Source organism: Bacillus sp. FSL W8-1127, from assembly GCF_038006725.1.
GTDB lineage: Bacteria > Bacillota > Bacilli > Bacillales > DSM-4216 > Bacillus_O > Bacillus_O smithii.
In genome coordinates, this window is sequence record NZ_JBBOVU010000001.1 from 2,010,424 (window position 1) to 2,033,862 (window position 23,439).

25 protein-coding genes and 1 pseudogene are annotated in these 23,439 nt (G+C 39.9%); 4 read left to right on the forward strand and 22 right to left on the reverse strand.

Translation table 11 applies throughout. From position 1 onward, the window contains the following. Positions 1-354 precede the first annotated feature (354 nt). Both NST12_RS09450 and deoD read right to left on the reverse strand, forming a co-directional pair. Complete coding sequence (locus tag NST12_RS09450) at positions 355-1,125, reverse strand: M15 family metallopeptidase (RefSeq protein WP_048623509.1); 771 nt, start codon at positions 1,123-1,125, stop codon at positions 355-357. 131 nt (positions 1,126-1,256) lie between these two features. Beyond that, positions 1,257-1,961: a purine-nucleoside phosphorylase gene (gene deoD, locus NST12_RS09455; protein ID WP_048623510.1), complete on the reverse strand. Its 705-nt coding sequence runs from the start codon at positions 1,959-1,961 to the stop codon at positions 1,257-1,259. A gap of 167 nt (positions 1,962-2,128) precedes the next feature. On the opposite strand from deoD, the gene NST12_RS09460 reads away from it, so the two are divergent. Next, complete coding sequence (locus NST12_RS09460) at positions 2,129-2,251, forward strand: hypothetical protein (RefSeq protein WP_003354956.1); 123 nt, start codon at positions 2,129-2,131, stop codon at positions 2,249-2,251. Between the two features lie 30 nt (positions 2,252-2,281). Here NST12_RS09460 and NST12_RS09465 read toward each other — a convergent pair whose 3' ends face one another. The 4 genes from NST12_RS09465 to NST12_RS09480 form a co-directional block, all read right to left on the reverse strand. Next, a complete protein-coding gene (locus tag NST12_RS09465; protein ID WP_234395490.1) occupies positions 2,282-2,590 on the reverse strand; it encodes a YodL domain-containing protein in 309 nt (102 codons plus the stop codon). A 178-nt stretch (positions 2,591-2,768) separates the two neighbouring features. Continuing rightward, a complete protein-coding gene (locus tag NST12_RS09470; protein WP_048623511.1) occupies positions 2,769-3,557 on the reverse strand; it encodes a sporulation protein in 789 nt (262 codons plus the stop codon). Positions 3,558-3,754: 197 nt separating this feature from the next. Next, positions 3,755-3,937: a YozD family protein gene (locus NST12_RS09475; protein WP_003354952.1), complete on the reverse strand. Its 183-nt coding sequence runs from the start codon at positions 3,935-3,937 to the stop codon at positions 3,755-3,757. Between the two features lie 127 nt (positions 3,938-4,064). Next, the gene (locus NST12_RS09480; RefSeq protein WP_003354951.1) at positions 4,065-4,712 is read right to left on the reverse strand and encodes a hypothetical protein; all 648 of its coding nucleotides are present in this window, start codon (positions 4,710-4,712) and stop codon (positions 4,065-4,067) included. A 476-nt stretch (positions 4,713-5,188) separates the two neighbouring features. Between NST12_RS09480 and NST12_RS09485 the strand changes: the two genes are divergently transcribed. Continuing rightward, positions 5,189-5,419: a YozE family protein gene (locus NST12_RS09485; protein WP_048623512.1), complete on the forward strand. Its 231-nt coding sequence runs from the start codon at positions 5,189-5,191 to the stop codon at positions 5,417-5,419. Between the two features lie 4 nt (positions 5,420-5,423). On the opposite strand, the gene NST12_RS09490 is transcribed toward NST12_RS09485, so the two are convergent. From NST12_RS09490 to msrA, 6 genes are all read right to left on the reverse strand, one after another. Next, positions 5,424-6,785 carry an IS4 family transposase gene (locus NST12_RS09490; RefSeq protein WP_087960047.1) on the reverse strand — a complete coding sequence of 454 codons (1,362 nt, stop codon included), beginning with the start codon at positions 6,783-6,785 and terminating at the stop codon, positions 5,424-5,426. A gap of 286 nt (positions 6,786-7,071) precedes the next feature. After that, entirely contained in the window at positions 7,072-8,544 is a 1,473-nt protein-coding gene (locus NST12_RS09495) for an NAD(P)/FAD-dependent oxidoreductase (RefSeq protein WP_048623513.1), read from the reverse strand. 778 nt (positions 8,545-9,322) lie between these two features. Next, positions 9,323-9,535 carry a YjcZ family sporulation protein gene (locus NST12_RS09500; RefSeq protein ID WP_048623514.1) on the reverse strand — a complete coding sequence of 71 codons (213 nt, stop codon included), beginning with the start codon at positions 9,533-9,535 and terminating at the stop codon, positions 9,323-9,325. Between the two features lie 109 nt (positions 9,536-9,644). After that, positions 9,645-10,145, reverse strand: a complete 501-nt coding sequence (locus NST12_RS09505; protein WP_328203953.1) for a PTS sugar transporter subunit IIA — start codon at positions 10,143-10,145, stop codon at positions 9,645-9,647. Positions 10,146-10,151: 6 nt separating this feature from the next. Continuing rightward, a complete protein-coding gene (gene msrB / locus NST12_RS09510; RefSeq protein ID WP_048623516.1) occupies positions 10,152-10,598 on the reverse strand; it encodes a peptide-methionine (R)-S-oxide reductase MsrB in 447 nt (148 codons plus the stop codon). Then, a complete protein-coding gene (msrA, locus tag NST12_RS09515) occupies positions 10,588-11,139 on the reverse strand; it encodes a peptide-methionine (S)-S-oxide reductase MsrA (protein WP_003354945.1) in 552 nt (183 codons plus the stop codon). Before msrA ends, msrB begins: the two co-directional genes overlap by 11 nt. 288 nt (positions 11,140-11,427) lie before the next feature. Here msrA and NST12_RS09520 point away from each other — a divergent pair, with 288 nt between their 5' ends. Next, entirely contained in the window at positions 11,428-12,114 is a 687-nt protein-coding gene (locus tag NST12_RS09520; RefSeq protein ID WP_048623517.1) for a DUF4397 domain-containing protein, read from the forward strand. Between the two features lie 125 nt (positions 12,115-12,239). Continuing rightward, positions 12,240-13,613 carry an RsmF rRNA methyltransferase first C-terminal domain-containing protein gene (locus NST12_RS09525; protein WP_048623518.1) on the forward strand — a complete coding sequence of 458 codons (1,374 nt, stop codon included), beginning with the start codon at positions 12,240-12,242 and terminating at the stop codon, positions 13,611-13,613. A gap of 81 nt (positions 13,614-13,694) precedes the next feature. Here the strand turns inward: NST12_RS09525 and NST12_RS09530 are convergent. The 10 genes and pseudogenes from NST12_RS09530 to NST12_RS09575 all read right to left on the reverse strand — a co-directional run bounded on the left by NST12_RS09530 (position 13,695) and on the right by NST12_RS09575 (position 23,378). After that, positions 13,695-14,824, reverse strand: a pseudogene (locus NST12_RS09530) (zinc-dependent alcohol dehydrogenase). A gap of 316 nt (positions 14,825-15,140) precedes the next feature. After that, positions 15,141-15,719 (reverse strand): YpmS family protein, encoded by a 579-nt coding sequence (locus NST12_RS09535; protein ID WP_003354938.1) that lies wholly within the window; start codon positions 15,717-15,719, stop codon positions 15,141-15,143. Continuing rightward, complete coding sequence (locus tag NST12_RS09540) at positions 15,720-16,526, reverse strand: SGNH/GDSL hydrolase family protein (protein WP_003354936.1); 807 nt, start codon at positions 16,524-16,526, stop codon at positions 15,720-15,722. 1,220 nt (positions 16,527-17,746) lie between these two features. Then, positions 17,747-17,998 (reverse strand): DUF2535 family protein, encoded by a 252-nt coding sequence (locus NST12_RS09545; protein ID WP_003354935.1) that lies wholly within the window; start codon positions 17,996-17,998, stop codon positions 17,747-17,749. 148 nt (positions 17,999-18,146) lie between these two features. Further along, positions 18,147-18,941 carry an ABC transporter ATP-binding protein gene (locus NST12_RS09550; protein WP_003354934.1) on the reverse strand — a complete coding sequence of 265 codons (795 nt, stop codon included), beginning with the start codon at positions 18,939-18,941 and terminating at the stop codon, positions 18,147-18,149. Next, positions 18,916-19,935 (reverse strand): ABC transporter permease, encoded by a 1,020-nt coding sequence (locus NST12_RS09555; RefSeq protein WP_048623519.1) that lies wholly within the window; start codon positions 19,933-19,935, stop codon positions 18,916-18,918. Before NST12_RS09555 ends, NST12_RS09550 begins: the two co-directional genes overlap by 26 nt. 62 nt (positions 19,936-19,997) lie before the next feature. Then, positions 19,998-20,993: an ABC transporter substrate-binding protein gene (locus tag NST12_RS09560; protein WP_341029838.1), complete on the reverse strand. Its 996-nt coding sequence runs from the start codon at positions 20,991-20,993 to the stop codon at positions 19,998-20,000. Positions 20,994-21,156: 163 nt separating this feature from the next. Then, positions 21,157-21,639: a dihydrofolate reductase gene (locus NST12_RS09565; RefSeq protein WP_341029839.1), complete on the reverse strand. Its 483-nt coding sequence runs from the start codon at positions 21,637-21,639 to the stop codon at positions 21,157-21,159. Further along, a complete protein-coding gene (locus NST12_RS09570; RefSeq protein WP_048624472.1) occupies positions 21,636-22,430 on the reverse strand; it encodes a thymidylate synthase in 795 nt (264 codons plus the stop codon). The genes NST12_RS09565 and NST12_RS09570 overlap by 4 nt, the downstream gene beginning before the upstream one ends. A 216-nt stretch (positions 22,431-22,646) precedes the next feature. Then, complete coding sequence (locus NST12_RS09575) at positions 22,647-23,378, reverse strand: anthrax toxin lethal factor-related metalloendopeptidase (RefSeq protein WP_048624473.1); 732 nt, start codon at positions 23,376-23,378, stop codon at positions 22,647-22,649. Positions 23,379-23,439: the final 61 nt, after the last annotated feature.

Here is a 23,439-nt window from a genome sequence, read left to right on the forward strand (position 1 = left end):
GGGAACCATTTTCGAATGATTGATCGAATGAATCGGAATTTCAGCATCCTCTCTCCAATTCAAAGCTGCGATGGGAATGATCCCTATCTTTGTGCATAGCTGCTTAAATCGGAAGCGAAGCCGCGGGATACACGACTGATTGATTGGCGGAAATGCCTTCAAAAAACCCCTCCATCCACTTGGAGAGGTTTTAGGGCGTTGGGGAAATACTTTTCTTTCATTAAATAAAGAAAAATTCTCCTGTATGAAAGGATCATCCGCCTGCCGGTATATTCTTTTACATGAAAATGATTTTTTGCGTACTGTCCTCCTGGGCGTATTTCGACGTCCAAAAAAGGGGGATGGCCCCCCTTTTTACATTTTTCCGTAATTCCGATAAAATTCTTCCAATGTCCAGCCGTTTTCATATATCTTCTTCGCTGCTTCTACTCCCACGTAACGATAATGCCATGGCTCAAATTGATAGCCGGTAATCGCTTCTTTTCCCTTTGGATAACGGAGAATAAAACCGTATTCGTGTGCATGTTTCGCTAGCCATTGACCCTCTTTTGTGTTTTCAAATGAATCCGTCAAGAGAAAACCGACGCTTTTCCCGGAAATATCGATTGCCAATCCGGTCTGATGCTCGCTTTGTCCGGGTGTTGCGACAGCCTGATTCGCTTTCGCTTTCCCAGAATTGGCCATTTCATTGTTGAATACCGCTACTTGCCGGTTGTAAGAACGGTAGCCAGAAACGGCATATAAATAAACGCCGTCTTTGGCTGCAGCTGCAAACATCTTTTCCAACGCTTCGGCTGCTTCTTTACGCATCAAGCTTTTTTCAATTTTTTCGTCTCCAAATGAAAACTTTACAGCCGGTCTAACGAGATCTTTCGGCGCGTAACCTTCAGGCAAATTGTACTCTTTATTGACCAAAACGAGCACATTTTCCGGATTGGTAATCACCTTTTTCCCGCTGACTTCTTTTATTTGGTTGAAAGTAAATTTCTCAGCTTTCGGAGTTGTAGATTCTCTCGCTTGGTGATTTTTTTCTTGATGATTGGTGCCTTTTGCTTCCTCGCCGCCCGCTTGGCATCCACTGACCAGCAACACGGCAGCGGCCATCGTCAATATCCATTTTTTCATAGTTCCACCTGATTTTTCTGTTTTTCTGCCATTCGCTGATTATCTATCATGTTTCATTCTTATTGTTGAATAGGAAAACGAAAAGAAAAGCTTTTATGGCTTCTCTTTTCCAAATAACCGATTCTTTTTGTTTATTCTTTTACCACGGATTCCAATGCCACTTCAATCATCTCATTAAATGTTGTTTGTCTTTCCTCCGCTGTCGTTGCTTCACCGGTTAACACATGGTCGCTGACTGTCAGAATAGTAAGCGCCTTTCTTCCATACTTTGCCGCAATGGTATAAAGAGCCGCTGTTTCCATTTCAAGAGCTAATACTCCATATTGAGCCCACTTTTCATGTTCAGCGTGGTCATTATAAAATAAATCTTCTGTAAACACACTGCCGACTTTTAGATCTAAACCTTTTTCGACTCCAACATCATAGGCTTTTTTCAACAGCTCCCAATTCGCGGTAGGGGCATAATCAATTCCATTAAATGTTAAACGGTTTATTTGAGAATCAGTGGAAGCAGACATCGCCAATATGACGTCACGAAGTTTTACGTCTTTTTGAATGGCACCGCACGTTCCAACGCGAATTAAGTTTTGCACATTGTAGCTTTCAATTAATTCTGTCACATAAATGGAAATCGAAGGAACTCCCATTCCGGTGCCTTGAACAGAAATCCTTTTGCCTTTGTATGTACCTGTATAACCGAACATGTTCCGAACTTCATTGTAGCAAACCGCATTTTCTAAAAAGTTTTCCGCAATATATTTAGCACGGAGAGGATCGCCTGGAAGCAATACTGTGTCCGCAATTTCATTTTCTTTTGCTCCGATATGTATACTCATATGAATTCCTCCTTTTATCGCTTTCAATCATCCCTATTTTAAGCTTTTTTGGATGTGTCTGCAAATGATTCCATGAGAAAAATTCCTATGAACGGGCATCCTATTGACAAAGCTGCTTTCATTTAAAAGGAAGAATTCAAATAAAGGCCGCAGGAGGGATATGGACCATGGCAAAAAAACATCGCAGCAGAATAAAAGCGACCAAAAAAAATAATCATGTTCCACCGGAAGCTGTTTTAGCCGAACAGGATGCGCATGGAAAAGAATATTCCGGCAAAGATCGAAAATAGGAGAGAATGCCAAAAAGGCACTCCATCCTATTAGTGAACCAAACTCCGTTCAATCTTTCGCCAGCCGCCCGATTCCAGTCGATAAAAACTCTTATTTGAACCTTTGGAAATTTGTACGATATCACCTGTAGCTACAAAGCGGGCAGAAAAATCGGGCGGCAATAAATCAAATACATTAAAAATACGAAAAACCGTTTCCAAGGCCGCCCGATGGTTTTTGGCTCTTATCGGGAGATGATAAACAGCTTCGTATCCTTGTGTATCTCCGTAATGGGGGGTCTGAAATAAGGTCACTTGGTACTCTTTGACACTTGGCAACAACATTTTCCATTTACTCAATTTTCCTCGCCCCTATCTTATTAATATTTATCCATCCATTTACACAAGGTTTTGACATTCACCTTGTCGATACCTTCATCAAAATTCCACTAATTTTGTCAAAAAGTATGGATGGATGCTATTGATACGGGCTTTCCATGAAAAATGATTCACCAGCGTATATTCAATCCTTGCTGTCTTACTTACCCCTTTTAAGGGATAAACCACACATGATCTTTTGTTCCAACAGTTTCCTCAAAACGGACAATTCTTGATTTGTGACAGAAAACCGGATTTGATTTTCATCTATCGCTATTACCTCGCTTAAATATCCAGCCAATCCTCGAGCCCGACGGTCCACCTCCATGAATATCTCAATCCGATCTTCCGTTTGTGCCAGAAACACGATTTCCAATTCATCCAATTTCCCTAAAAACATTCCGCTCCCTGGAATAAATTCGAATACCTGAATAAACGGATAGTTGCAGCTGGTACGGAAAAATGTTTGTTCACACTCTACTTTTCGAAGCCGAAAACCTAGTTTCTCCATTTCCTCAAGCACCGCGGATGTCATTTGGTTAGGACGCACGGCAATGTAATCTTCGTCTTGAGGATTCACTGCATTCTTAATATCCAATCCGGTTTGAACCCAAACACGCGTACTACCATATGTTAAAGGAGCATCTATTGGCAGAGTAAAGGAAAAAGGAAATACTTTCGTTTCATTGGCCTTCATTAAAAACGGATCGGTAATTTGATGTTGTTCAATAGTCGCCGTGTCTGTATACGGATGACCATCCTTTTGGAAAGTATACATTGCATTGACGGTAAGATAAATAGAATCTATTGTTTGCTCAGTAACCCCTCCATATACTTCTACAACACCACGTATCGGATCTCCAGCTTTGTAACTTGTATATTCTAATTTCGTATCCACTCTTGCGCTTCCTATTCCAATGCTTGTCAACACTTTTGTGAAAATGGCCATTCCTTTTCCCCCTATTCCTTTTTCATTAATCTTACGGTTCAAGAGTCGATTCGTTTCATTTTTTTATTTTCCATTTTCTTTCTTAGGATGTACTTTTTCGAATCCTGTTTGGAACGCTCCTTTTTTAAAAAATAAAAAAGCAAGTGGAAGGCAAAATTCCAACTCGCTTTTTTCAACATAATCTGTTTACATTCTGGCTATTCACTTTCATCTTCGTCTTCATCTTCTTCTATGATGCTTTTCGCTAACAGATATTCAAATGTAATATCTGCTAATTCATCTACCTCGGACTTGTTAGGAATAAACCCTCTTTTTACTAGTTCACCGTAAAAAAATTCAGCAATCTCTTCCGTATCAATATACACTTCTGTTTCTCTCATCCATTTGCCCCCCTGCCCGTTGTTTTTTCTTCTGTTATGTTTCTCTCTTATACTAGAAATTTCCTGCTTGCCCCCTTTTATTACATATTATTCACGCTCATCCAATCTATGATTCCTCATTTTCTGCTCATTCGGATTTTTGGCTTCTAAGTAACTGGGCATGTTTTAATTTTTCTTTTATTTCCTTGACTTTCACCCGATAAAATTCATCTTGAAAATAGTGATACAGCTGCTGATAATCATTCAATTCATCAAGCAGGCGATCAATTAATATTTCCGGGGACTCAGGAGCAGGCAATCCTTTTCGTTTCGCTTGCGATGAAATCAGCAATAATTCCGTTTTTTTCAAAATTCTTTCTGCTTCCTCATGATCCGCTACCAGCTTTAATTCCTCTTCTTGCGCTTCCAGCCATTCTCCGTCAGGTATACGAGTCAATTCATATATGATATCTTCCCATGCATCTTCTTTATATCGCCATATTTCCGTTCGACATCCTATAATTTTAAACAAATCGTTTTCGCATCCCTTTACTCTGACAAGATCTCCAAAAGAGTATTTATACTCGATGAAGAGCCGTTCTAAATGATTTTCTCCTCCTTTATACTCCGTTAAAAAAGCAAGGGTGTTTTCTTTAAACAGTCCTTCGCTTTTATTAATTTCGTACACAATTTCCCCATCCAATTGCTTCATATTGGTTACGACGCCGACCGTTCCATATATGGTAATCACTACCGTATCACCGATTTGAAATTTAGGTCGTTTTCTTTTTTTCACGGCCTCCCATCTCCTTATAGATACCTTTTTTACACTATATGCTGAAAGAACTTGGCATGCTCACTTCTTTCCTCTCACTTTTCATCCGTTCTTTTCGTCCATTCACGCTTAACCTTTCCCTAAGTTTTTCCCACGCTAAAAATCGTTCATAGAGCATATCATCTTCCCATTTTCAAAGGTCATTCTTATGGAATTTTTCTCCAAATGAAAATTTCTTTTCATATTTTACGACGGGCCATCACACATTTTTGTTTTCATATTGACCACTTATCCTATTGAGGAGTAAAATGAATCAAAAAATCGAACTTGTCTTCGTTCAAACAAATAACAGTACTAATAGAGTCTTACTTTTTCAGAAAAGGTTGGCTATTTACAGGACGAAGTAAATATTAGGAAGTCGAGTTTCGATAAGAAGTTTTTGATCCATGCGTAAAATCAATCCCGTGCTTATACGGTTTCAAAAAAGGGGGGATTTGATGGGAAAATCATTCTATCACTACATGATGAAATATAGGGAAGAACCGCCGAGGGACGATATTTCCCGTTTTGCCAATCATCTTTTCTTAGACCATAGCTTTCCGAAAAAATCGGAAGATTATCATGAGATTTCCAATTACTTAGAGATGAATGGCGATTATTTGAAAAGCATGTCCATATTTGATGAAGCCTGGGAGCTTTATAAACAGGATGAAAGAATAATTAGTTAATAACTCAACTTTCGCACACAGAAATATTTAAGCATTGCTTGATATAATTAGGTATAGTGGCCAACCATTTATTCATTTGATTTTTAAAGATGTCCATGTTCAAAGAAACCTCGGCTTCCGCCAAAGTTTGGAAAAGGTCAATAAGTGATTGAAGGGCAGTAATAAAATCTATGTCTTTTACATCTTCGCAAAGGATGTAAAAAAGGTTGCCAATCGTCTTAGGATCCTCCTCTTTTCGCATTTGCCAAGCAATGAGAATATATCGTGTAAAAACAATGGTTGTATGGCTAATTAACATGTCGTAGGAACGTCCCTGGAATTCTTTCTCTAAATTTAAAAGGGATTTATTGCATTTGAAGAAGACTTCAATGTCCCAACGCATGCCGTAAATACGAATGATCTCTTCATTTTCTAATGTTGTATCTGTGCTGAGAATGGCAAGCCATTCGCTCCGTTTATTACGGTTTCGTACAAATAGAATTTTTACTGGAATTCCATTGTCTAAAGTAGCATAAACGGATCCGCGAATGTCTTTTTTACCCATGTGAGGTTTTGCCAATTTGTAAAGTTGATTCAGTGTGAAACGTTCACCATTGTAAACGTATCGCTGCTTTAATTGCTTCACCAAGCCAATGACAAATAACCCTTTGTTCGTAATCTTCTCAATTAAAGGCGCTTGTGTAAACCAGGAATCCATGAGAACATAGTCAGCTATAATCCCTTTTTCAAGCGCATGATCAAGTAAAGCTGAAGCCACGTCCGGTTTTGATTTCAGAGCTTCCTGGCGACGCTTATAGCCAGATGTTCGTTTATCAATATTGGTATTGATTTCTTGCAGGCGATTTTCCTTTTTCGGTGAACTTAGAAGAGCAAAATCAACGGGAATAAAAGTAAAACTATCGGTCCAGCCAAGGGTAAGCATTTGAAACCCTTTCAAGTACTGATGGGTAGAGTGATCAAAAACCTTAGCCAACAGTTCAACCGACTTACTACGGTTTCTTGAAAAGACAGAATCATCAATCACAAAAGCTGTGACACGATCTTTTGAAGTTAATGGTTGAAGCAGACGGATCATTTCACTGCTTAATGAAAGCAGAAACTTTCTCCAATGATAGGTTGGTGTATTTAAAAAGCGATAGACTGTATCCTTTCCGGGCAGATCCTGAGATCGTTTACTCATAAAAGCACGAAACCAGTTCTTATATTGGAAGACTAAAAGAAAAATCAGTTTGAAAACAGTAAGACAAGAATACCCGGAAAGTTTCGTAATATTCGCTTTTCTTAAATGATATCCAATATTTAATTCGGAAAATCCTTGTTTAATTTCTTTTGGTAATTGCGCAAAGTAGTCTTTATTCGTTATCATAGTGGTGACACCTTTCTTTTGGATTTGGTTTCGTCACCAATATTTTACCAAAAGAATAGGTGTCTTTCTTTATGTTTTAAAAAATGTCAAATGATAATTTTGTACTTCCCAAAACCATTTACATCAAGCATTTAAACAAGATTTTGGACTGCGAAAGCTGAGTTAATAATTAGTTAATTGTCTAAGGAAACCGAGTACCTATCCAAAAGCCGTTTTTTTCAACGGCTTTTGGATAATGGATGGTTCTGAATGACAGCAGAAAAGATATATTGTACATGATGCAAAGTTATACATTTTGAGGAACTTTCTCATTTTGCTTGGTTGAACCAAGTTTCTCCACAATATCTCTCGCGATCCATACTCCACAAGCACTGGCTTGAGCTAAACCACGCGTAATACCTGCCCCGTCGCCAGCCGCATATAATCCAGAAATTTCCGTCTCAAAACGATCATTCAGTTTAGGACGAGCCGAATAAAATTTCGCTTCTACTCCATAAAAAAGAGTATGTTCTGACGCGATGCCCGGTGTAACATGGTCGAGCGCCTCGATCATTTCGATCAAGCTTTTCATCGTGTTGTATGGAAGCACTAAACCTAAATCACCCGGGACAGCTTCTTTTAAAGTCGGAGTAATAAAACCTTCTTTGATTCTTTTCAGTGTGGAACGTCGACCTTTTCGTAAATCGCCGTATTTTTGTACAATAATTCCGCCGTTTGACAACTTGTTGGCGAGGCTGGATACTTCGTGGGCGTATTCATTCGGCTGATCGAACGGATCTGAGAATGTATGAGACACCAGCAAAGCAAAATTGGTGTTGTTGCTTCCCAGTTTAGGATCTTTGTAGGCATGACCATTAGCCAACATCGTTCCCGTATGATTTTCCACTACTACATGTCCGGACGGATTACTGCAAAACGTTCGAACCTTTGTGCCAACAGAAGTATTAAATACAAATTTTCCTTCATACAGATGGGTATTGATTTCTTCCATGACAATGTTCGAAGTTTCCACTCGTACGCCAATATCCACTTGGTTATTGATCATTTTCAGACGACGCTTTTTCAATAATTTCGCAAGCCAAGTCGATCCATCTCTTCCTGGCGCCACCACCACTTTTTCAGCCGCAATCGTCGTTCCGTCTTTTAAAACGATCCCTTTTACTACATGACGATCTCCTTGTTTTTCCGTAGCCAGATCTTCTACTTCTTTTTTGAAAACCATCTCAATTTTGTCTCGCAAGTATTCATATATGCTTTTTAAAATGGCTAAGTTTTCTTCGGTGCCTAAATGGCGAACCTGAGCGCGCAGCAGCTTTAATCCTGCGGCATATGCTCGCCGTTCGATCGCTTTTACTTCCTCCGTTAAAGGATCGGTAATGGATTTCGTCGCACCATGTTTCAAATTAATGCTGTCTACATAATGAATGAGATCCAGTACGGTGGAATCAGGTAAATAGTCTGTCATCCAACCGCCAAATTCACTTGTTATATTAAATTTCCCATCCGAGTACGCCCCTGCGCCTCCAAACCCATTTGTAATAGAGCATGCAGGATAGCAGCCGGCAAATGATTTTTTGCCCACTGCCGGAGGACATTTTTCAATTTTTTTCTCCAAAATCGGGCAGTGCCTCCGGAAAATATCATGACCTTTATCGATTAACAAAATTTTCGCTTGAGGTAATTTTAACGACAGTTCATAGCAGGCAAATATTCCTGCCGGTCCTGCTCCAACGACAATGACATCGTATTTATGGTTCACATTGATCTCCCTCTTTCTCCGATCTTTCTACCACCACCTTACCAAATACCACCATTCTCGTCAATAAAAATACGAATAATAATTTCTTATAAAGAAATTATCATTCGTAAATAAAACGTTTCCTTGTAATTAAACTATAAATAATAATTAACAATGCCTTTATAAACGAATATTGTCTTTTTAGAGGCGAATCGGTTTTTAATAATAATTGAAAAACACTAATTGTACAATTATAAAATACACAGTATTATTATACCGAAATAAATAGTCTTAAATTTAAAAATTTTTGTAATTTTAGATGACTTGGATTCATTCTAACCCGTTCTGAAGAAAATTAAAAAAGACCCAGAATGTTTTTTTTGTGTTAGAGAGATAATTGAATTAAGAGGTGTAGTAAACTTGAATGGCGTTTTAAACAAGTGGGATGTGAAAAGATTCACCCTTTTGATTGAGTTGAACAATCAAGAAGTACAGACTTACACAATAAGCAAGGACTTCAAAAGGGATGAATAAGTTTTATGGAAAAGTGGATTTAATCTTCAACTTGTTCAACTTTAATATAAGATAAAAGGAGAACACTTATATACAACTAATATGTGTTCTCCTATTTTTCAAACTTTTTATTTATCATTTCCTGCTTCATCATCATGGCCTGCCGTTTAAACGACATTCGCGAAAGCAAACTCCCGGAAGATTGAAAGGCTTCGTAAAGGTTGAGTGTTGAAACATTTTGTCAACCTATTCAGCCATCGCCGCCGCCTTTTAAGGATTTAGCGATTTATTTCGATGTACCGTAGCAAGTTGCCCCAATGATAATCAGCAATATAAAAAGGACAACGATGAGCGCAAACCAATGGTTGTATCCGCAACTAGAACCATAAGCATAAGGGAATCCGTAGCCAAAGCCGCTGCCGTATCCATAACCAGATCCAACTCCATATCCTACTGGTTCATATCCTGAAAAGCAATCATATCCATGGTGATCGTGCATACCTTTCACTCCTCGTTGATTGGGCTTTTTCTCTTACATTAGTTCAAAGTATGCATTTGCCCCATGGCAGGATTGGGTGTTAGCCTAAATTCATTCTTATCCGTTTCTGTTATTTCACTGTAACGGTAAGCAATACCTCTTCTCCGGCTGTTACAATATCATTTTCTTTTTTTGCAATGTTTTCAATCATATCGCCATTCGTCACGATGATGGGTGTGATGGTGGAATTCGCCTTTTCCCGTATTAAATTTAGATCAAATGTGATGAGAAGATCCCCTTTTTTTACTTTGTCGCCTTGGGAAACATGACTTTCAAACCCTTCCCCTTTCATCGAGACCGTTTCCAGCCCGACATGGATCAAGATTTCGGCCCCATTGGCGGCTTTTATTCCCACAGCATGTTTGGTTGGAAATATTTGCATGATATCGCCGTCAAAAGGGGCCACTACTCTTCCGTCGCTAGGTTCAATAGCTATTCCGTCTCCCATCATTTTTTCAGAAAAGACAGGATCAGGCACTTCTTCAAGTGAAAGGATTTTGCCACTTACAGGTGTGTAAACATCTATTTCTTTTGACGGCTTCCCCTTTTTCCGAAATAGCCATTTAAACAAGACTGTTCATCCTTTCTCTTCTTTATCCTCAAACAAATATAAATAATCAGCGTACCCTTCTTCGGCCATTTTCTCTTTCGGAATAAATCGAAGAGCGGCGGAATTAATGCAGTAGCGAAGGCCTGTCGGTGCTGGACCATCATTGAAAACATGTCCTAAATGCGAATCAGCTGTTTTGCTCCGTACTTCCGTTCTGATCATAAAATGGCTAAAATCTGCTTTTTCGACCATCTCTTTTTCGTCAATCGGCTTTGTAAAACTAGGCCAACCGCAGCCAGCGTCATATTTATCCTTCGAGCTGAATAACGGCTTTCCGGAGATGATATCGACATAAATGCCATCTTCAAAGTGATCCCAATATTCATTTTGAAAAGGCGGTTCTGTTCCTTGATTTTGCGTTACTTCGTATTGAATCGGAGTAAGTTGTTTTTTTAATTCTTCTTTATTCTTCATTTTCATGATCCCCCCAATGGTTTTTGATAAACTGTTCCCGCCCGGATCCGATCACATAAGCGTTGTATCTGAGAGGAAATTTTTTATAAAAATCCTGATGGTAGTCTTCTGCAGGATAAAACGGTTTTGCCGGCAAAATTTCTGTTACAATCGGTTGAGAAAATTTACCGCTTTCTTCAAGCTTTCTTTTTGACTGCTCTGCTAGTTTACGCTGTTCTTCATTATGGTAAAAGATGGCTGTTTTATACGAAGATCCCCGATCATAAAATTGACCGCCGTCATCGGTTGGATCAATTTGCATCCAGAAAATATCGAGCAATTTTTCATAAGGAAAAAGTTCAGGATCATAAGTGATTTCTACCGCTTCACGATGCCCTGTCGTTCCACTGCAAACCTCTTCATACGTAGGATTTGGCTTATGGCCGCCTGTATATCCAGAAACGATTTTTTCAATTCCCGGCAGTTGGTCAAACGGTTTGACCATACACCAAAAACAGCCACCTGCAAATGTCGCTTTTTCTAAACGTTTTTCGTTGGTCATCGGTCCTTCACCTCGTTTTCTTTCAAAATACCTTCTGCTACTTATTTTAGCGTTTTTTCTTAAAAAGAAAAGCAAAGCAACCGGACATGGAAAGATTCCCATTTCTTTTAATAGAAACAAAATTTTTCCGATCAATCCAACGTTTTCGTTAACCTGTGATATCCAATTAAAAGGCTTCTCATTACATATTCAGAGAAAGTGGAAATTCATTTTCATTTAAAGGTTTAAATGACGGGCATATCACACTTCTCGCCGGCGTACAATGACTTTGAAAGTGGAGGTGAAAAAATGAAAAATCGCAACTATTTTTTTCGTTCTGATCAAAACTTAGAACGAAAAACGCTTTTCCCTAATTATCCAAAATATCATATAGCTTCGAAACTGCTAGCCTCTTCTCCTCCTCTAGCGCATATCCGCTTTTTTCATGCTTCTCCCGATTCGCAGAAATTGGACATTTATGTAAATGAACGTATGCTTATGCGCCGGCTGACCTTTCAACAAATCAGCGAAACGATACTTTTTTCTCCCGGCCTTTATTTCGTCGACATATATCCCTCCGATAAAACGTGGGATCCATTAATCAGCGAAAAAATTCTATTATATCCTGGAGATCATGTGTTATTGGCCGTATGCGGGATGCAGAAAAAAGTAAAATTGATTCGATATCCGAGTGATTCCTTTGTTCCCCGCCACGAAACAAAGCTGCGTTTTATTCATTTATCACCTGATTCTCCGCCGATCGATGTAGTGACCGAAACCGGCGACCTCTTTTTTCAAGACGTTTCATTTAAAGAGGCAACCGAATATATCGGAATGACGCCCATGACTGCCGAGTTTACTTTCAAACTGGCGAACGGGTCTTATTCTTCTATACTGGAAATACTCCTGGATCCGGGGCGGATTTACACGCTGATATGCACGGGCTCCTCAAACAGCGAGATACCTGTTGATTTTCTGTTAATCATCGACCATTAGCGGCCGGCTGTCCCGCCGCTTTCCTATTGCTTTTTTCCAAAAAACATAATAGCATTATGTTTGTCTTTGGCGACGGGAAAACCCGGCAAGCCGGGGCTTATTAGGCAAAAGAAAGGAGCCCTCTCATGGATTATCTGCCCTCCGACTTTCTTCAAAAAATGAAAACATTGCTGAAAGAAGAAAGCGAAGCATTTTTCGCTACCTATAAACAAGAAAAAACATCCGGCCTGCGTATTAATCCGTTAAAAGTTTCTTTCGAACAATGGGAGGAAATTTCTCCGTTTGCGATGAATAAAATTCCCTTTGTGGAAAATGGCTATTATTACCGCCGGGAAGATGCTCCAGGAAAGCATCCTTATCATGCAGCCGGCCTATATTATATACAAGAACCAAGTGCCATGTTTGTGGCAGAGCAGCTCGAACTATCACAAGGAGATATGGTTCTCGATCTATGTGCAGCACCGGGGGGAAAAACCACTGCCATTGCCGCACGGCTCGGAAACGAAGGGGTTTTGCTATCAAACGAAATTTCGGCCAAAAGGGTCAAAGCATTATCAGAAAACGTCGAGCGTTTCGGACTGACAAACACGGCCGTGATAAATGAGACCCCGGAAAACCTTTCCACTCAGTTTGAAGAATGTTTCGATAAAATCATCGTGGACGCTCCGTGTTCTGGAGAAGGGATGTTTCGAAAGGACCCGGAAAGCTGCCAATATTGGAGCGGCGATTATGTGGAGTCGTGTCATCATTTGCAGCTGGAAATTTTGTCTCACGCTTATGCCATGTTGAAAAAAGGAGGCATTCTTCTCTACTCGACGTGCACTTTTTCTCCGGAGGAAAACGAGCAAACCATTGAACAATTTGTCAATACGTTTCCTGAGATGGAAATATTGCCGATTCCACACAGTCATGGTGTTTCCCCCGGTCGTCCGGAATGGACTAAGACGCATTTTTCCGACATTGCAAAGACGGCTCGCCTTTGGCCGCACCATCTCCAAGGAGAAGGACACTTCGTTGCAAAATTACGGAAAACAGGAGGAAATGAACATTCCGCCCCCATCATGAAAGGGGCAAAGTTGCCTAGGGCACAAGCCAAACTGTTTCAACAATTTATCGAACAAACCTTTGTTCACTTTCCTTTCGAATGGGACCGGCTTTTTTTGAAAAATGACCGCTTATATTTTGTGCCGGAACGAATGCCGGATTTGTCATCGTTAAAGACTGTCCGAATAGGACTTCCTATTGGAGAATTTAAGAAAAACCGTTTTGAGCCGCACCACTCTCTGGCGCTTGCCGTCCAAACAAAGGATGTACGGCACCATTTCGAACTCGAACAAAACGGAACGCTTTGGGAACGCTATTTGCACGGAGAAACGATTCAAACCGGAAAAGACCGGGGCTGGATACTGTTAACCATTCATGGCTTCCCGCTAGGCTGGGGCAAGGAAGCAAAAGGAATCATCAAAAATTTTTATCCAAAAGGTTTAAGACTGTCTTGAATAGACGTTGCTTAGTTTTTTATATTCATGTTTTTAAAAGGCAGCCATCCTTATGAAAAGGAATGCTGCCTTTCGTTGTCTTTACGGTTTCAGAACTACTTTAATGCAATGATCTTGATGATCATTAAATATTTTGTAAGCATTGGGTGCTTCGTCAAGGGATACTTTATGAGTAATAATCTCTTTCGGATCAAATTCTTTCTTCACTATTTTTTCAAATAGTTTCGGCATAATCGGAATGACCGGTGCTTGCCCCATTTTAATGGTAATATTTTTTATCCATAAGGCGCCTAATTCAAAATTATTGTAGTTGCCCCCATATACTCCCGTAATTTGAATCGTACCGTTTTTCCTGACAGCTTTTGCAGCAATTTTCAAAGGACTAAGGGTTCCGCCTTGCAGCTTCAATTTTTGCCCCACGAATTCAATCGGTGTTTTTTTCCGTCCATACCGACGGCGTCAATCACCTTGTCTGCGCCTCCTCGGGTGATTTCCTTTAGGTATTCCCCCATATCATCGTATTCAGCAAAATTAAACACCTCAACATGATTGATCTTTTTTGCGTGTTCTAAGCGATAATCCAAATAATCAACAGCTATCACGCGTTTAGCGCCTTTCATCCAGGCGAATTTTTGCGCCATCAATCCGATAGGTCCACAGCCAAGAACGATAACGGTATCACCCGGTTTCACATCGGCATTTTCCACACTCCAGTAAGCAGTAGGCAAGTCGGATAAAAAGAGAAGAGATTCATCTTCTAATTTACACGATTCTGGGATCACAAAAGGAGTAAAATTTCCAAAAGGGACTTTTAAATATTCAGCTTGACCTCCTGGATGGTTTCCGTACTTTTCTCCAAAGCCGAAGTACCCCCCCTGAATCATAATATTCATTGGAATTATCGCATTGGCTCGTCATGCCGTGTTCACAATAAAAGCAATGGCCGCAAGCAACATTAAAAGGAACGACGACCCGATCTCCCTTTTTTACTTTCGTCACTTCAGGACCAACTTCTTCCACAATGCCCATTGGTTCATGACCAATCACGTAACCTTTCGGCAACGAAGAGTTTCCTTGATAGAGATGAAGGTCTGACCCGCAAATGGCGGTAGTTGTAATTCGAACAATCACATCGTCTTTTTTTGATTTTTTGGATCCTCTACTTGTTTTACCTCTACATGATTAGGCCCTTGATAGGTTACAGCTTTCAACTCAACCCAACACTCCTATCCAAAAATTAGTTCCAACCACTGTGATTGATTTATGGATCGTTAATGTGGAAGGAATAATAGAAGTGTTTTCCGCAATACTTTTCTTCATTCAGACAAACTAAGAACGGTCTGTCAAAAAAGGAACGGAAAAACGGTACTAGTAGTAGTATAAGATTGTCGTCAAACAGTTGGTGCGAATTTAAAAAACCACTCCATTTAAAGGAGCGGTTTTGTATGGTTTCATGTCAGTTTTCCTCTTGTATCAAAAAGGAGAGCAATCATTTTCCTTTTTTGATGACTGTCGTCTTTTTTTCATTCATTGCACGGGAACGAGCAATGTGAACGAGATTCGATCTTTAGGAAGATTAAATTCATTTACCCGTATGCTGACATTGTTCTTCAGATTCATTCTTTTTGTGGAGACATAAATCATTTTTTGGTTAGGGAATATCCGTACCCAATCCGGAAAATGATATGATTCTTGGGCAATTTTCAGTACATAGGAAGGCGGCAAATGTAACTCGCCAAGCGACATTCCCTTTTGTTTTAATACGATATCTCCATTTTTCAACGCTTTCGGTTCAAACGTCATATTAAAATGAACCGATGTAGAAAAAAGGTCTAATTTTCCGGTTAATTCGACATCGTCCTTTAGATTCACATAATAATCAATGGGAGTGTCTCCTTTTTCTTTCGCAATATACGAGTTAATCACTTTATTCAGATCCTCTTTATTCGTTTCCAAGTGAAATGGAATCGTTTTGCCTACGTTTTTTTCCTTAGGAATTTCTCCTTGATCCACTGGCCAGAAAATAAGGCCGATGAAGACGATGATGATGAAAAGGACCAAGCCTAATAAAAGAAAAAAAGCTCTTTTCCACTTATTTGCACTCATTTACTGTTTCTCCTCTTTCTCTAACACTATTTTCCCATTTGTTAATTCTTCTAGCTTTCTCCCTTTGATAGTTTGATAGATCCGATTAGCCATCAATTGGTACCCTTGATCATTCGGATGAAAATGATCATTGAATAATAAATTTTCTTTTTGACGGTAAAAAATATCATCAATGCTAACAAAAACGGCGTGAGGAAATTTTTTTACCACTTGTTTGCTGGCTGCATTCCAATGATAAATCACTTGATTAATTTCCCTTATATCGGAAAACCATTCTAAAAATGGATTGTAAATACCGATAAGGACGATCCCTACATGAGGATTGTATTGACGTATTGTCTTGAAAATGGCAAACAGCCGCTGTTGATAAGGCTTTTCTTCTTGTAGAAACACGTTTGCGTTTAAATCCATGAAATGATCTCGAAGGATTTTCATTACATCATTTCCACCGATTGTAATGAATACCATATCCGCTTTTTCTATGGCTGATTTCATTTGCCTTGTCTTTAAGCGTTCGAGCAGCTGATCTGATCTCGTCCCTTTAATTCCATAATTTTGAAATTTAGCACTTTTTACCATTTTCAATTTTTCCAAGTCTTTTTTCAAATAGGGAATATAACCACCTTTATTCGTACTGTCACCTACCCCTTGGGTTAAGGAATCCCCAATGGCAACCACCTTCAAATCTTTAGGTACTACTTTTTCGGTTTGTGACTGAACCGTTTTTTCGGATCCTCCTATATAGGAACAACCGGCTACCGGAAAAAGCAAAAGAAAAGCGAAGAAAATATAGGCTGCCGATTTCACTGAATGGTCTCACCTCGCTGCAGATAAAATCTTAGCTGTGGGTTCCACTATGAAAATAACATATTATGATGTTCATAACGGAAAAGTTTCACTTTATTATAACACGATAAAAAGTTTCCTAAATAAGATTTCCGTACCATTTCGGGTATTAACTCCAAATCGATGCAGCCAAACCACCTTTTCAACCAAAACACTCCCTTCGTTTCAAACCGAAGAATGAACAATTCAAAACATTTCCTCATTTTCCAAAACTCATCCGGAAACGTCGGAAAAGGCTCTGCGTCATTACGATTGCAACGACTGTGCCGTACACAATCACCATGTTGATTGATGATTCTGTTAAAAGCAGCCCCTTGCGTTTCATAGAAAGGACATTACCAAATGGCCAAAATAATGTCGTATACTTCATAGGATGAATAAGGAAAGGAAATGGTGAAATAATTCATACCATATATCTATCCATACAGACAAAATCGAGTAGGAGGGAGCGATTAACTCCCGTCCTCTCACACCACCGTACGTACGGTTCCGTATACGGCGGTTCAATTAAGATAATTGACGCAAGTCTTTATAACTTCCGTGAATAGCTGTTCTCTTTATGCCAGTGGTCACTCCACCCTCCAAGAGGTCTCCCACGGGATTCACCGCTTCCTCCCTCAAGTGAGGTACTACGTTTTCTGTGTTCATCATGACTCACTGAATACCAAGGGCTATTCTCTCTTAATTGTTCGGTCCTTCTTAGTTGTTCTAGACCAACTAATACTATGACCTCTGCTGACTTCTGACGGTTCAGCTACTTATCACTAAGTAGGTTATGAAGAGTACTTCACATATCCGCCAGACCTCCCCGGGTAAGTACATGCACTTTCACACCATCTATCCGCCTCATTTACTCGATATGACCTTCGACAGAAAAAGCTTTGTTTTGTTATGCAAACTCACTCAATCATACCTAGCCTTATATGAGGTTCGTGTTCCTCGGACCGGTGTTTTGTCTCCAGCTTCCTTCAGATTCCGCGTCACCACGGACACCCTTGCTCTTGGCTAACCTCTACTTCTGTCTTCGGGGTTCGGGACTTACACCCTATAGTTCATGTACATGCCGGGCGCACATACAAAAAAGAGTGCATGGCTTCCTGCACTCTTTGTAGATTCATTTGCACAAAACGTGGAATCATATCCGCAAATGTCTTTTGATTTTGTATAATTGAAAAATAGGATTATGCATTGTTTTTCAGGATACTGGATCCGTATAGTTGTTCATAATCCGGCCATCTTAAAACTTTTTTCAAGTAATCGCGAAACGAATAGAACGGCCGTGGATTCTGAGCATAGTAGATTCTGGTCATCATGGTCTCTAAACGAATTCTTACGCCAACATAGAAAGGGTTATCCTCCTCCAATACAGGAATTTCACTGATTTTTACCCTTTGGCCTTTCTTTGTCTGAAACTCAATCGCTTTGAGTATCAAAATATCATCCTCTTTTAACCCGTTTATTTTTATTATACTCCATTTTGAGCTTAAAAGAATGCATAATGACCTAAAAAATTTCTTTTTAAAAAAATTTGGAAAAAAGACCTCCATGTTCTTTATCGAAGGAAAAGCAGCAGCCATCTGTTTACGCCAAAATCGTGCGGTCGTTGAGCAATTTTTCACCTTTTATCTTCTGGAATTCTTCCAACAGTTTTTCGACCGTTAATGTCCTTTTTTCTTTTTCATCGGCTTCAAAAATAATTTGTCCCTTGTCCATCATAATTAAGCGATTGCCGAGATCGATAGCTTGCTGCATATTATGCGTCACCATGAGAGTCGTCAAATGGAACGTTTCGACGATCCTTTTCGTTAGGTGGGTGATCAGTTCCGCTCTAGATGGATCAAGGGCTGCAGTATGTTCATCGAGCAATAAAATTTCGGGTTCCGTAAATGTAGCCATTAACAAAGACAAGGCTTGCCGTTCCCCACCTGATAAAAGCCCCACCTTTGCTTGCAGCCGATTTTCCAATCCCAATTCCAGCATTTGCAATTTTTCTTTAAACAGTTCTTTTCTTTTTTTAGTCACTCCGATCGATAATGTACGTCTTTTCGTACGATTGTAAGCAATAGCGAGGTTTTCTTCAATGGTCATGGACGGAGAAGTACCCGCCATAGGATCTTGAAACACTCTTCCGATTTTCCTTGCCCGCTTATGTTCAGGAACGTTGGTGACATCAACTCCGTTTAAACGTACAATCCCCAAATCAGGAGCTAACTTTCCGGATATGATATTCATTAAAGTAGATTTTCCCGCTCCATTGCTGCCGATCACGGTGACAAAATCCCCTTTTTTCAATTGTAGATCAAGGTGATGTATCGCTACTTTTTCATCAGGAGTTCCTTCATAGAAAACTTTATAGATTTGATTTAATTCCAGCATCTGTTTCACCTCGATCCGTTGCTGCACGTATCCTCATCAAAACCCGCTGCTTCTTCATTTGATGTCTTCGATACTTTTCAATCAATTGTGGAACGATTAACGCTAGAACTACGATTGCAGCTGTAATCAGCTTCATATCCCCCGTATCGAAAAATTGAATGCGAAGTGCCAGCCCAATAATGATTCGGTAAATAATCGCACCAACGATAACCGCCGCAGTGGCTCGAATAATAGTTTTGTCGCCGATGATCGCTTCGCCAATAATGACTGACGCCAAGCCTATGACGATCATCCCGATTCCCATGCCAATATCGTTAAAACCGTTGTATTGAGCGATCAATGCTCCCGAAAAAGCAACAAATGCGTTGGAAAGACCAAGTCCTAACACTTTCAACCAATCAGTGTTCGCCGAGAACGTTTTGATCATATTTTCGTTGTCTCCTACAGCACGAATGCTTAAACCAATTTCGGTTCGCATAAACCAATCGATCAATTTTTTCATACAGTAAGCCAGCACTAGCATAATGATGAATATACCCCACGTTTTCGGAACATATGCGCCAAGACCCGCCAACTCCAGCCAATGGTTGATCGCTTGGTCGATTCCTAGATGATTCCACCACTTGGAAATGATCGTGATGACCGTATCTTCAGCCAGTAAAGGAACATTTGGCTTTCCCATGATGCGAAGGTTAACGGAATAAAGAGCCGTCATCATTAAAATCCCGGAAAGCAGCGGATTGATCTTTCCTTTTGTGTGCAAGAGGCCTGTTATACATCCAGCTAAAAAGCCGGCAAGAAATGCACAACCTGTTGCTATAAAGGGGTTTATTCCGGAAACGATCATAACGGAAGCCACTGCACCTCCAGTCACGAAGCTTCCGTCAACCGTTAAATCGGGAAAGTCTAATATGCGAAAAGAAATGTACACTCCCAATGCCATAATGGCGTAAATGACGCCTGCCTCTACAGACCCAAACAAAGAAGTAAACATGCTCATCCCTCCAAGAAGCAGTCAAACAAACTGCTCTGTTCACCCTTACCGCTCATCAAACATTATTGAATCAATTCCGCTTCTTTTTTCCACTCGTCTTTGATGGGAATATTCATGGATTTCGCCGCCTTTTCATTGATGACTAATTTCAGCTTTGACGGTGGTTCAACGGATATATCACCCGGTTTCTTTTCCCCTTTTAAAATTTGTGCGGCCTTTTTTCCTGCCTCATAGCCTATATCATAATATTCAAAACCATAAGCAGCGAAACCTCCTCGTTTAACAGAATCCAGTTCACCTACAAATAGCGGAATATCGTGGTCATCCGCTACTTTGATGACGGATTCTAATGCTGAAACAACGGTATTATCCGTGAATATATAGAGCAAATCCGCTTTGCCGACCAGCGATTCCGCCGCTTGCTTCACTTCAGAAGAAGTCGAAACCGTAACGGGAACTATTTCTAATTTGTATTTTTTGGCTGCTTTTTTTACTTGATTGATTTGCGCCACTGAATTCGGCTCTCCGGCATTGTAAATGACTCCCACTTTTTTTCCTTTAAACTGTTCCGCCATAAATTGAACCGTTTTCGGTATCGCTTCAGGATGCATATCCGTTGTACCTGTTATATTGCCTCCCGGTTTTTCCATCGATTTGACTAATCCGCTGCCGACGGGATCAGATACCGACGTGAAAACGATTGGAATCTCTTTTGTCGCATTTAGGGCGCCTAATGCGCTAGGAGTTGAGTTGGCAAAAATTAAATCAACGCCCTCGCTCGCAAAATTGTTGGCAATCGTCTGGTTGTTATTTTGGTCTCCCTGCGCAATCTGAACATCATATTTTGCCGAAATCCCCTCATCTTTCAGTGCTTTCTTGAATCCTTTAAACGCATTATTTAAAGAAGGATGCTCCACAATTTGCGTAACACCGATCGAATACGTTTTCTCTTGTTTGGACCCGCTTTTTCCGCTACTTGTTTCTTTGCTGCCGCATCCACTTAAAAGCAGGGTACTGACTAGACCTGCAGCTAGAATCCCTTTCCACTTCCTTTTCACAAAAATTCCCCCATTCTTTTTTGCTCAAACGCTGTTATGTATTAAAATTATGAAGTACAATATTCACAAAATCAAGTATTTTAAAAATTTTATAAAAATAATGATTTTTTTGATCGATTTTTTAGAAATTAAAAAAGCAGCGGAAGAAACCGCTGCAAATCGTTTAAGATCGGCTAAAAAGAAGGAATTCATAATCATATGGATTTTGTTCGTCTTTTATTCCTTTTTTCTTTTCCTCAATCCGCCACTCGCTCCAGTTCACTTCCGGAAAATACGTATCGCCAGCAATATGGTGATGGATTTTTGTTATATACATTCGTTTTGCATGAGGAAGGAAGATACGAAAAATTTCGGCTCCTCCAATAATAAAAATTTCTCCGTACTGATCGTTCATCGCCAGCACTTCTTCCGGAGAATGTACAATCGTGCAGTTGTCCGCCCGAAAACTGCGGTTTTTGGTCAGCACCACATTTTTTCGCCCGGGCAGCGGCTTACCAATCGATTCAAACGTCTTTCGCCCCATCACAATCACATGTCCCATCGTCGTCCGCTTAAAAAACTTCAAATCCTCAGGCAATCGCCAAGGCAATCGGTTGTCATTGCCAATGACGCCGTTTTCATCCATCGCTACAATTAACGAAATCATACGCTCACAACACCCGGAATATGTGGATGTGGATCATATCCTTCCAATCGAAAATCTTCATATTGGAAATCAAAAATATTTTTCACTTCCGGATTTAGGATCATTTTCGGCAGCGGACGCGGCTCGCGTGTTAATTGCAGCTTAACTTGTTCAAGATGGTTTAAATAAATATGAACGTCTCCAAAAGTATGAATGAACTCGCCTGGTTTTAAGCCGCAAACATGAGCGATCATCATCGTTAAAAGAGCGTAAGAAGCAATATTAAACGGAACACCAAGAAAAACATCTGCCGACCGTTGGTATAATTGACACGATAATTTACCGTCGGCCACGTAAAACTGAAATAAAGCATGGCATGGAGGCAAGGCCATTTTCTCAATTTCTGCTGCGTTCCAAGCACTAACGATCAATCGTCTCGAATTAGGGTTTGTTTTAATTTGCTCGATCACTTGAGAAATTTGATCCACTGTTTGGCCATCCGCACCCCTCCAAGAACGCCATTGATAACCGTAGATCGGTCCAAGGTCGCCATTTTCATCGGCCCACTCATTCCAAATCCTTACGCCATGCTCCTGCAAATAGCGAACATTCGTATCTCCCCGCAAAAACCAAAGCAATTCATAAATAATGGACTTTAAATGAAGCTTTTTCGTTGTCAAGAGAGGAAAACCATCTTCCAGAGAAATTCTCATCTGATAGCCAAATGTACTAATGGTACCTGTGCCTGTCCGGTCATCTTTCTTTATTCCATTGTTTAAAACATGTTCAATTAACTCTAAATATTGTTTCAAGAACTCCACCTCGATTCTTCCTGTTGCAATTTGATTGTACCAAAAGCGAGTCTAATCAGAAAATACTTTTCATATAATATCACAGAGAGTCTGTCTTAGATAGCGAAAGTGTTTTTTCTTTTTTTCTCCGTCCCTAATAAAAAAAATCCCCACACAGTGGGGAGACAAATGAATGTGCTATTTAATTTTTTATCCAATTTTTCAAAACCATGTTGATCAAACAGATATATCAGCAACATAAAAATGGCTTTTTTCCATATCTACGAAATATTGATAGGTTTCTGGTGCATGTTGGCGCAAGTAAGCCTTTGTTTGGCTGTTTAAATAATACATAGCAAACGTTTCTGCAAAATATTCTTCCTGATAATCGATAAAATAAGATTGATGCGGAAAAAGAACAGGGGCTTCTTTTTTCCAGATAGCATGGAAACGCAGGTCGCCGAAAGGATCGTTGTAAATATAGCGATCAACCGAATGCCCGAGTTCATGAAGTTCCAAACTAACAGAACCGTGCCCTTTTCCTTTTTCGCTGCATCCAATTTTGGCGAGCACCCACTTCGATCCCCCTATTCCAGGGACATTATCCCATTTCACGTTGTGATTTGCATATCCGCGGGGACTCTCTCCTTTTAAATAGGAAGCAGTAGGAATATCAGTTAATTTCCCATTAAAAAGATAAATCTTGATTCCTGCTTGATCTATTTTTTTTAATAGAGTCGGAGGAAGATGATCCAAGTGTCGGATCATTTTCTCCGCATCTATGGGCTGTCCGATTTTTTCAGGAAGTACGACAATATCTCCCAATGTCTGTTTCGAACGAAGGCTAATATTGTTTACTAGATGAGAATTTTTTAGAAACATGCCTGTAATAGAGGCATTTGTATGCGGGTGAAGCGGCCACACAGACAGTAGCAAAAAGAGTAGAGAAATGATCAAGATACGTTTCATGGCCATCGCCCTCCCCTATTAAACTACATTCATTGTATCATAGAATAAGAGAGCGAAGAGC

Excerpts from the sequence above, each read along its gene's own strand:
- NST12_RS09450 (WP_048623509.1), bottom strand. The coding sequence starts at position 1,125 with ATGAAAAAATGGATATTGACGATGGCCGCTGCCGTGTTGCTGGTCAGT.
- deoD (WP_048623510.1), bottom strand. The coding sequence starts at position 1,961 with ATGAGTATACATATCGGAGCAAAAGAAAATGAAATTGCGGACACAGTA.
- NST12_RS09460 (WP_003354956.1), top strand. The coding sequence starts at position 2,129 with ATGGCAAAAAAACATCGCAGCAGAATAAAAGCGACCAAAAAAAATAAT.
- NST12_RS09470 (WP_048623511.1), bottom strand. The coding sequence starts at position 3,557 with ATGGCCATTTTCACAAAAGTGTTGACAAGCATTGGAATAGGAAGCGCA.
- NST12_RS09475 (WP_003354952.1), bottom strand. The coding sequence starts at position 3,937 with ATGAGAGAAACAGAAGTGTATATTGATACGGAAGAGATTGCTGAATTT.
- NST12_RS09485 (WP_048623512.1), top strand. The coding sequence starts at position 5,189 with ATGGGAAAATCATTCTATCACTACATGATGAAATATAGGGAAGAACCG.
- NST12_RS09490 (WP_087960047.1), bottom strand. The coding sequence starts at position 6,785 with ATGATAACGAATAAAGACTACTTTGCGCAATTACCAAAAGAAATTAAA.
- NST12_RS09500 (WP_048623514.1), bottom strand. The coding sequence starts at position 9,535 with ATGCACGATCACCATGGATATGATTGCTTTTCAGGATATGAACCAGTA.
- msrB (WP_048623516.1), bottom strand. The coding sequence starts at position 10,598 with ATGAAGAATAAAGAAGAATTAAAAAAACAACTTACTCCGATTCAATAC.
- msrA (WP_003354945.1), bottom strand. The coding sequence starts at position 11,139 with ATGACCAACGAAAAACGTTTAGAAAAAGCGACATTTGCAGGTGGCTGT.
- NST12_RS09520 (WP_048623517.1), top strand. The coding sequence starts at position 11,428 with ATGAAAAATCGCAACTATTTTTTTCGTTCTGATCAAAACTTAGAACGA.
- NST12_RS09525 (WP_048623518.1), top strand. The coding sequence starts at position 12,240 with ATGGATTATCTGCCCTCCGACTTTCTTCAAAAAATGAAAACATTGCTG.
- NST12_RS09535 (WP_003354938.1), bottom strand. The coding sequence starts at position 15,719 with ATGAGTGCAAATAAGTGGAAAAGAGCTTTTTTTCTTTTATTAGGCTTG.
- NST12_RS09550 (WP_003354934.1), bottom strand. The coding sequence starts at position 18,941 with ATGCTGGAATTAAATCAAATCTATAAAGTTTTCTATGAAGGAACTCCT.
- NST12_RS09555 (WP_048623519.1), bottom strand. The coding sequence starts at position 19,935 with ATGTTTACTTCTTTGTTTGGGTCTGTAGAGGCAGGCGTCATTTACGCC.
- NST12_RS09565 (WP_341029839.1), bottom strand. The coding sequence starts at position 21,639 with ATGATTTCGTTAATTGTAGCGATGGATGAAAACGGCGTCATTGGCAAT.
- NST12_RS09575 (WP_048624473.1), bottom strand. The coding sequence starts at position 23,378 with ATGAAACGTATCTTGATCATTTCTCTACTCTTTTTGCTACTGTCTGTG.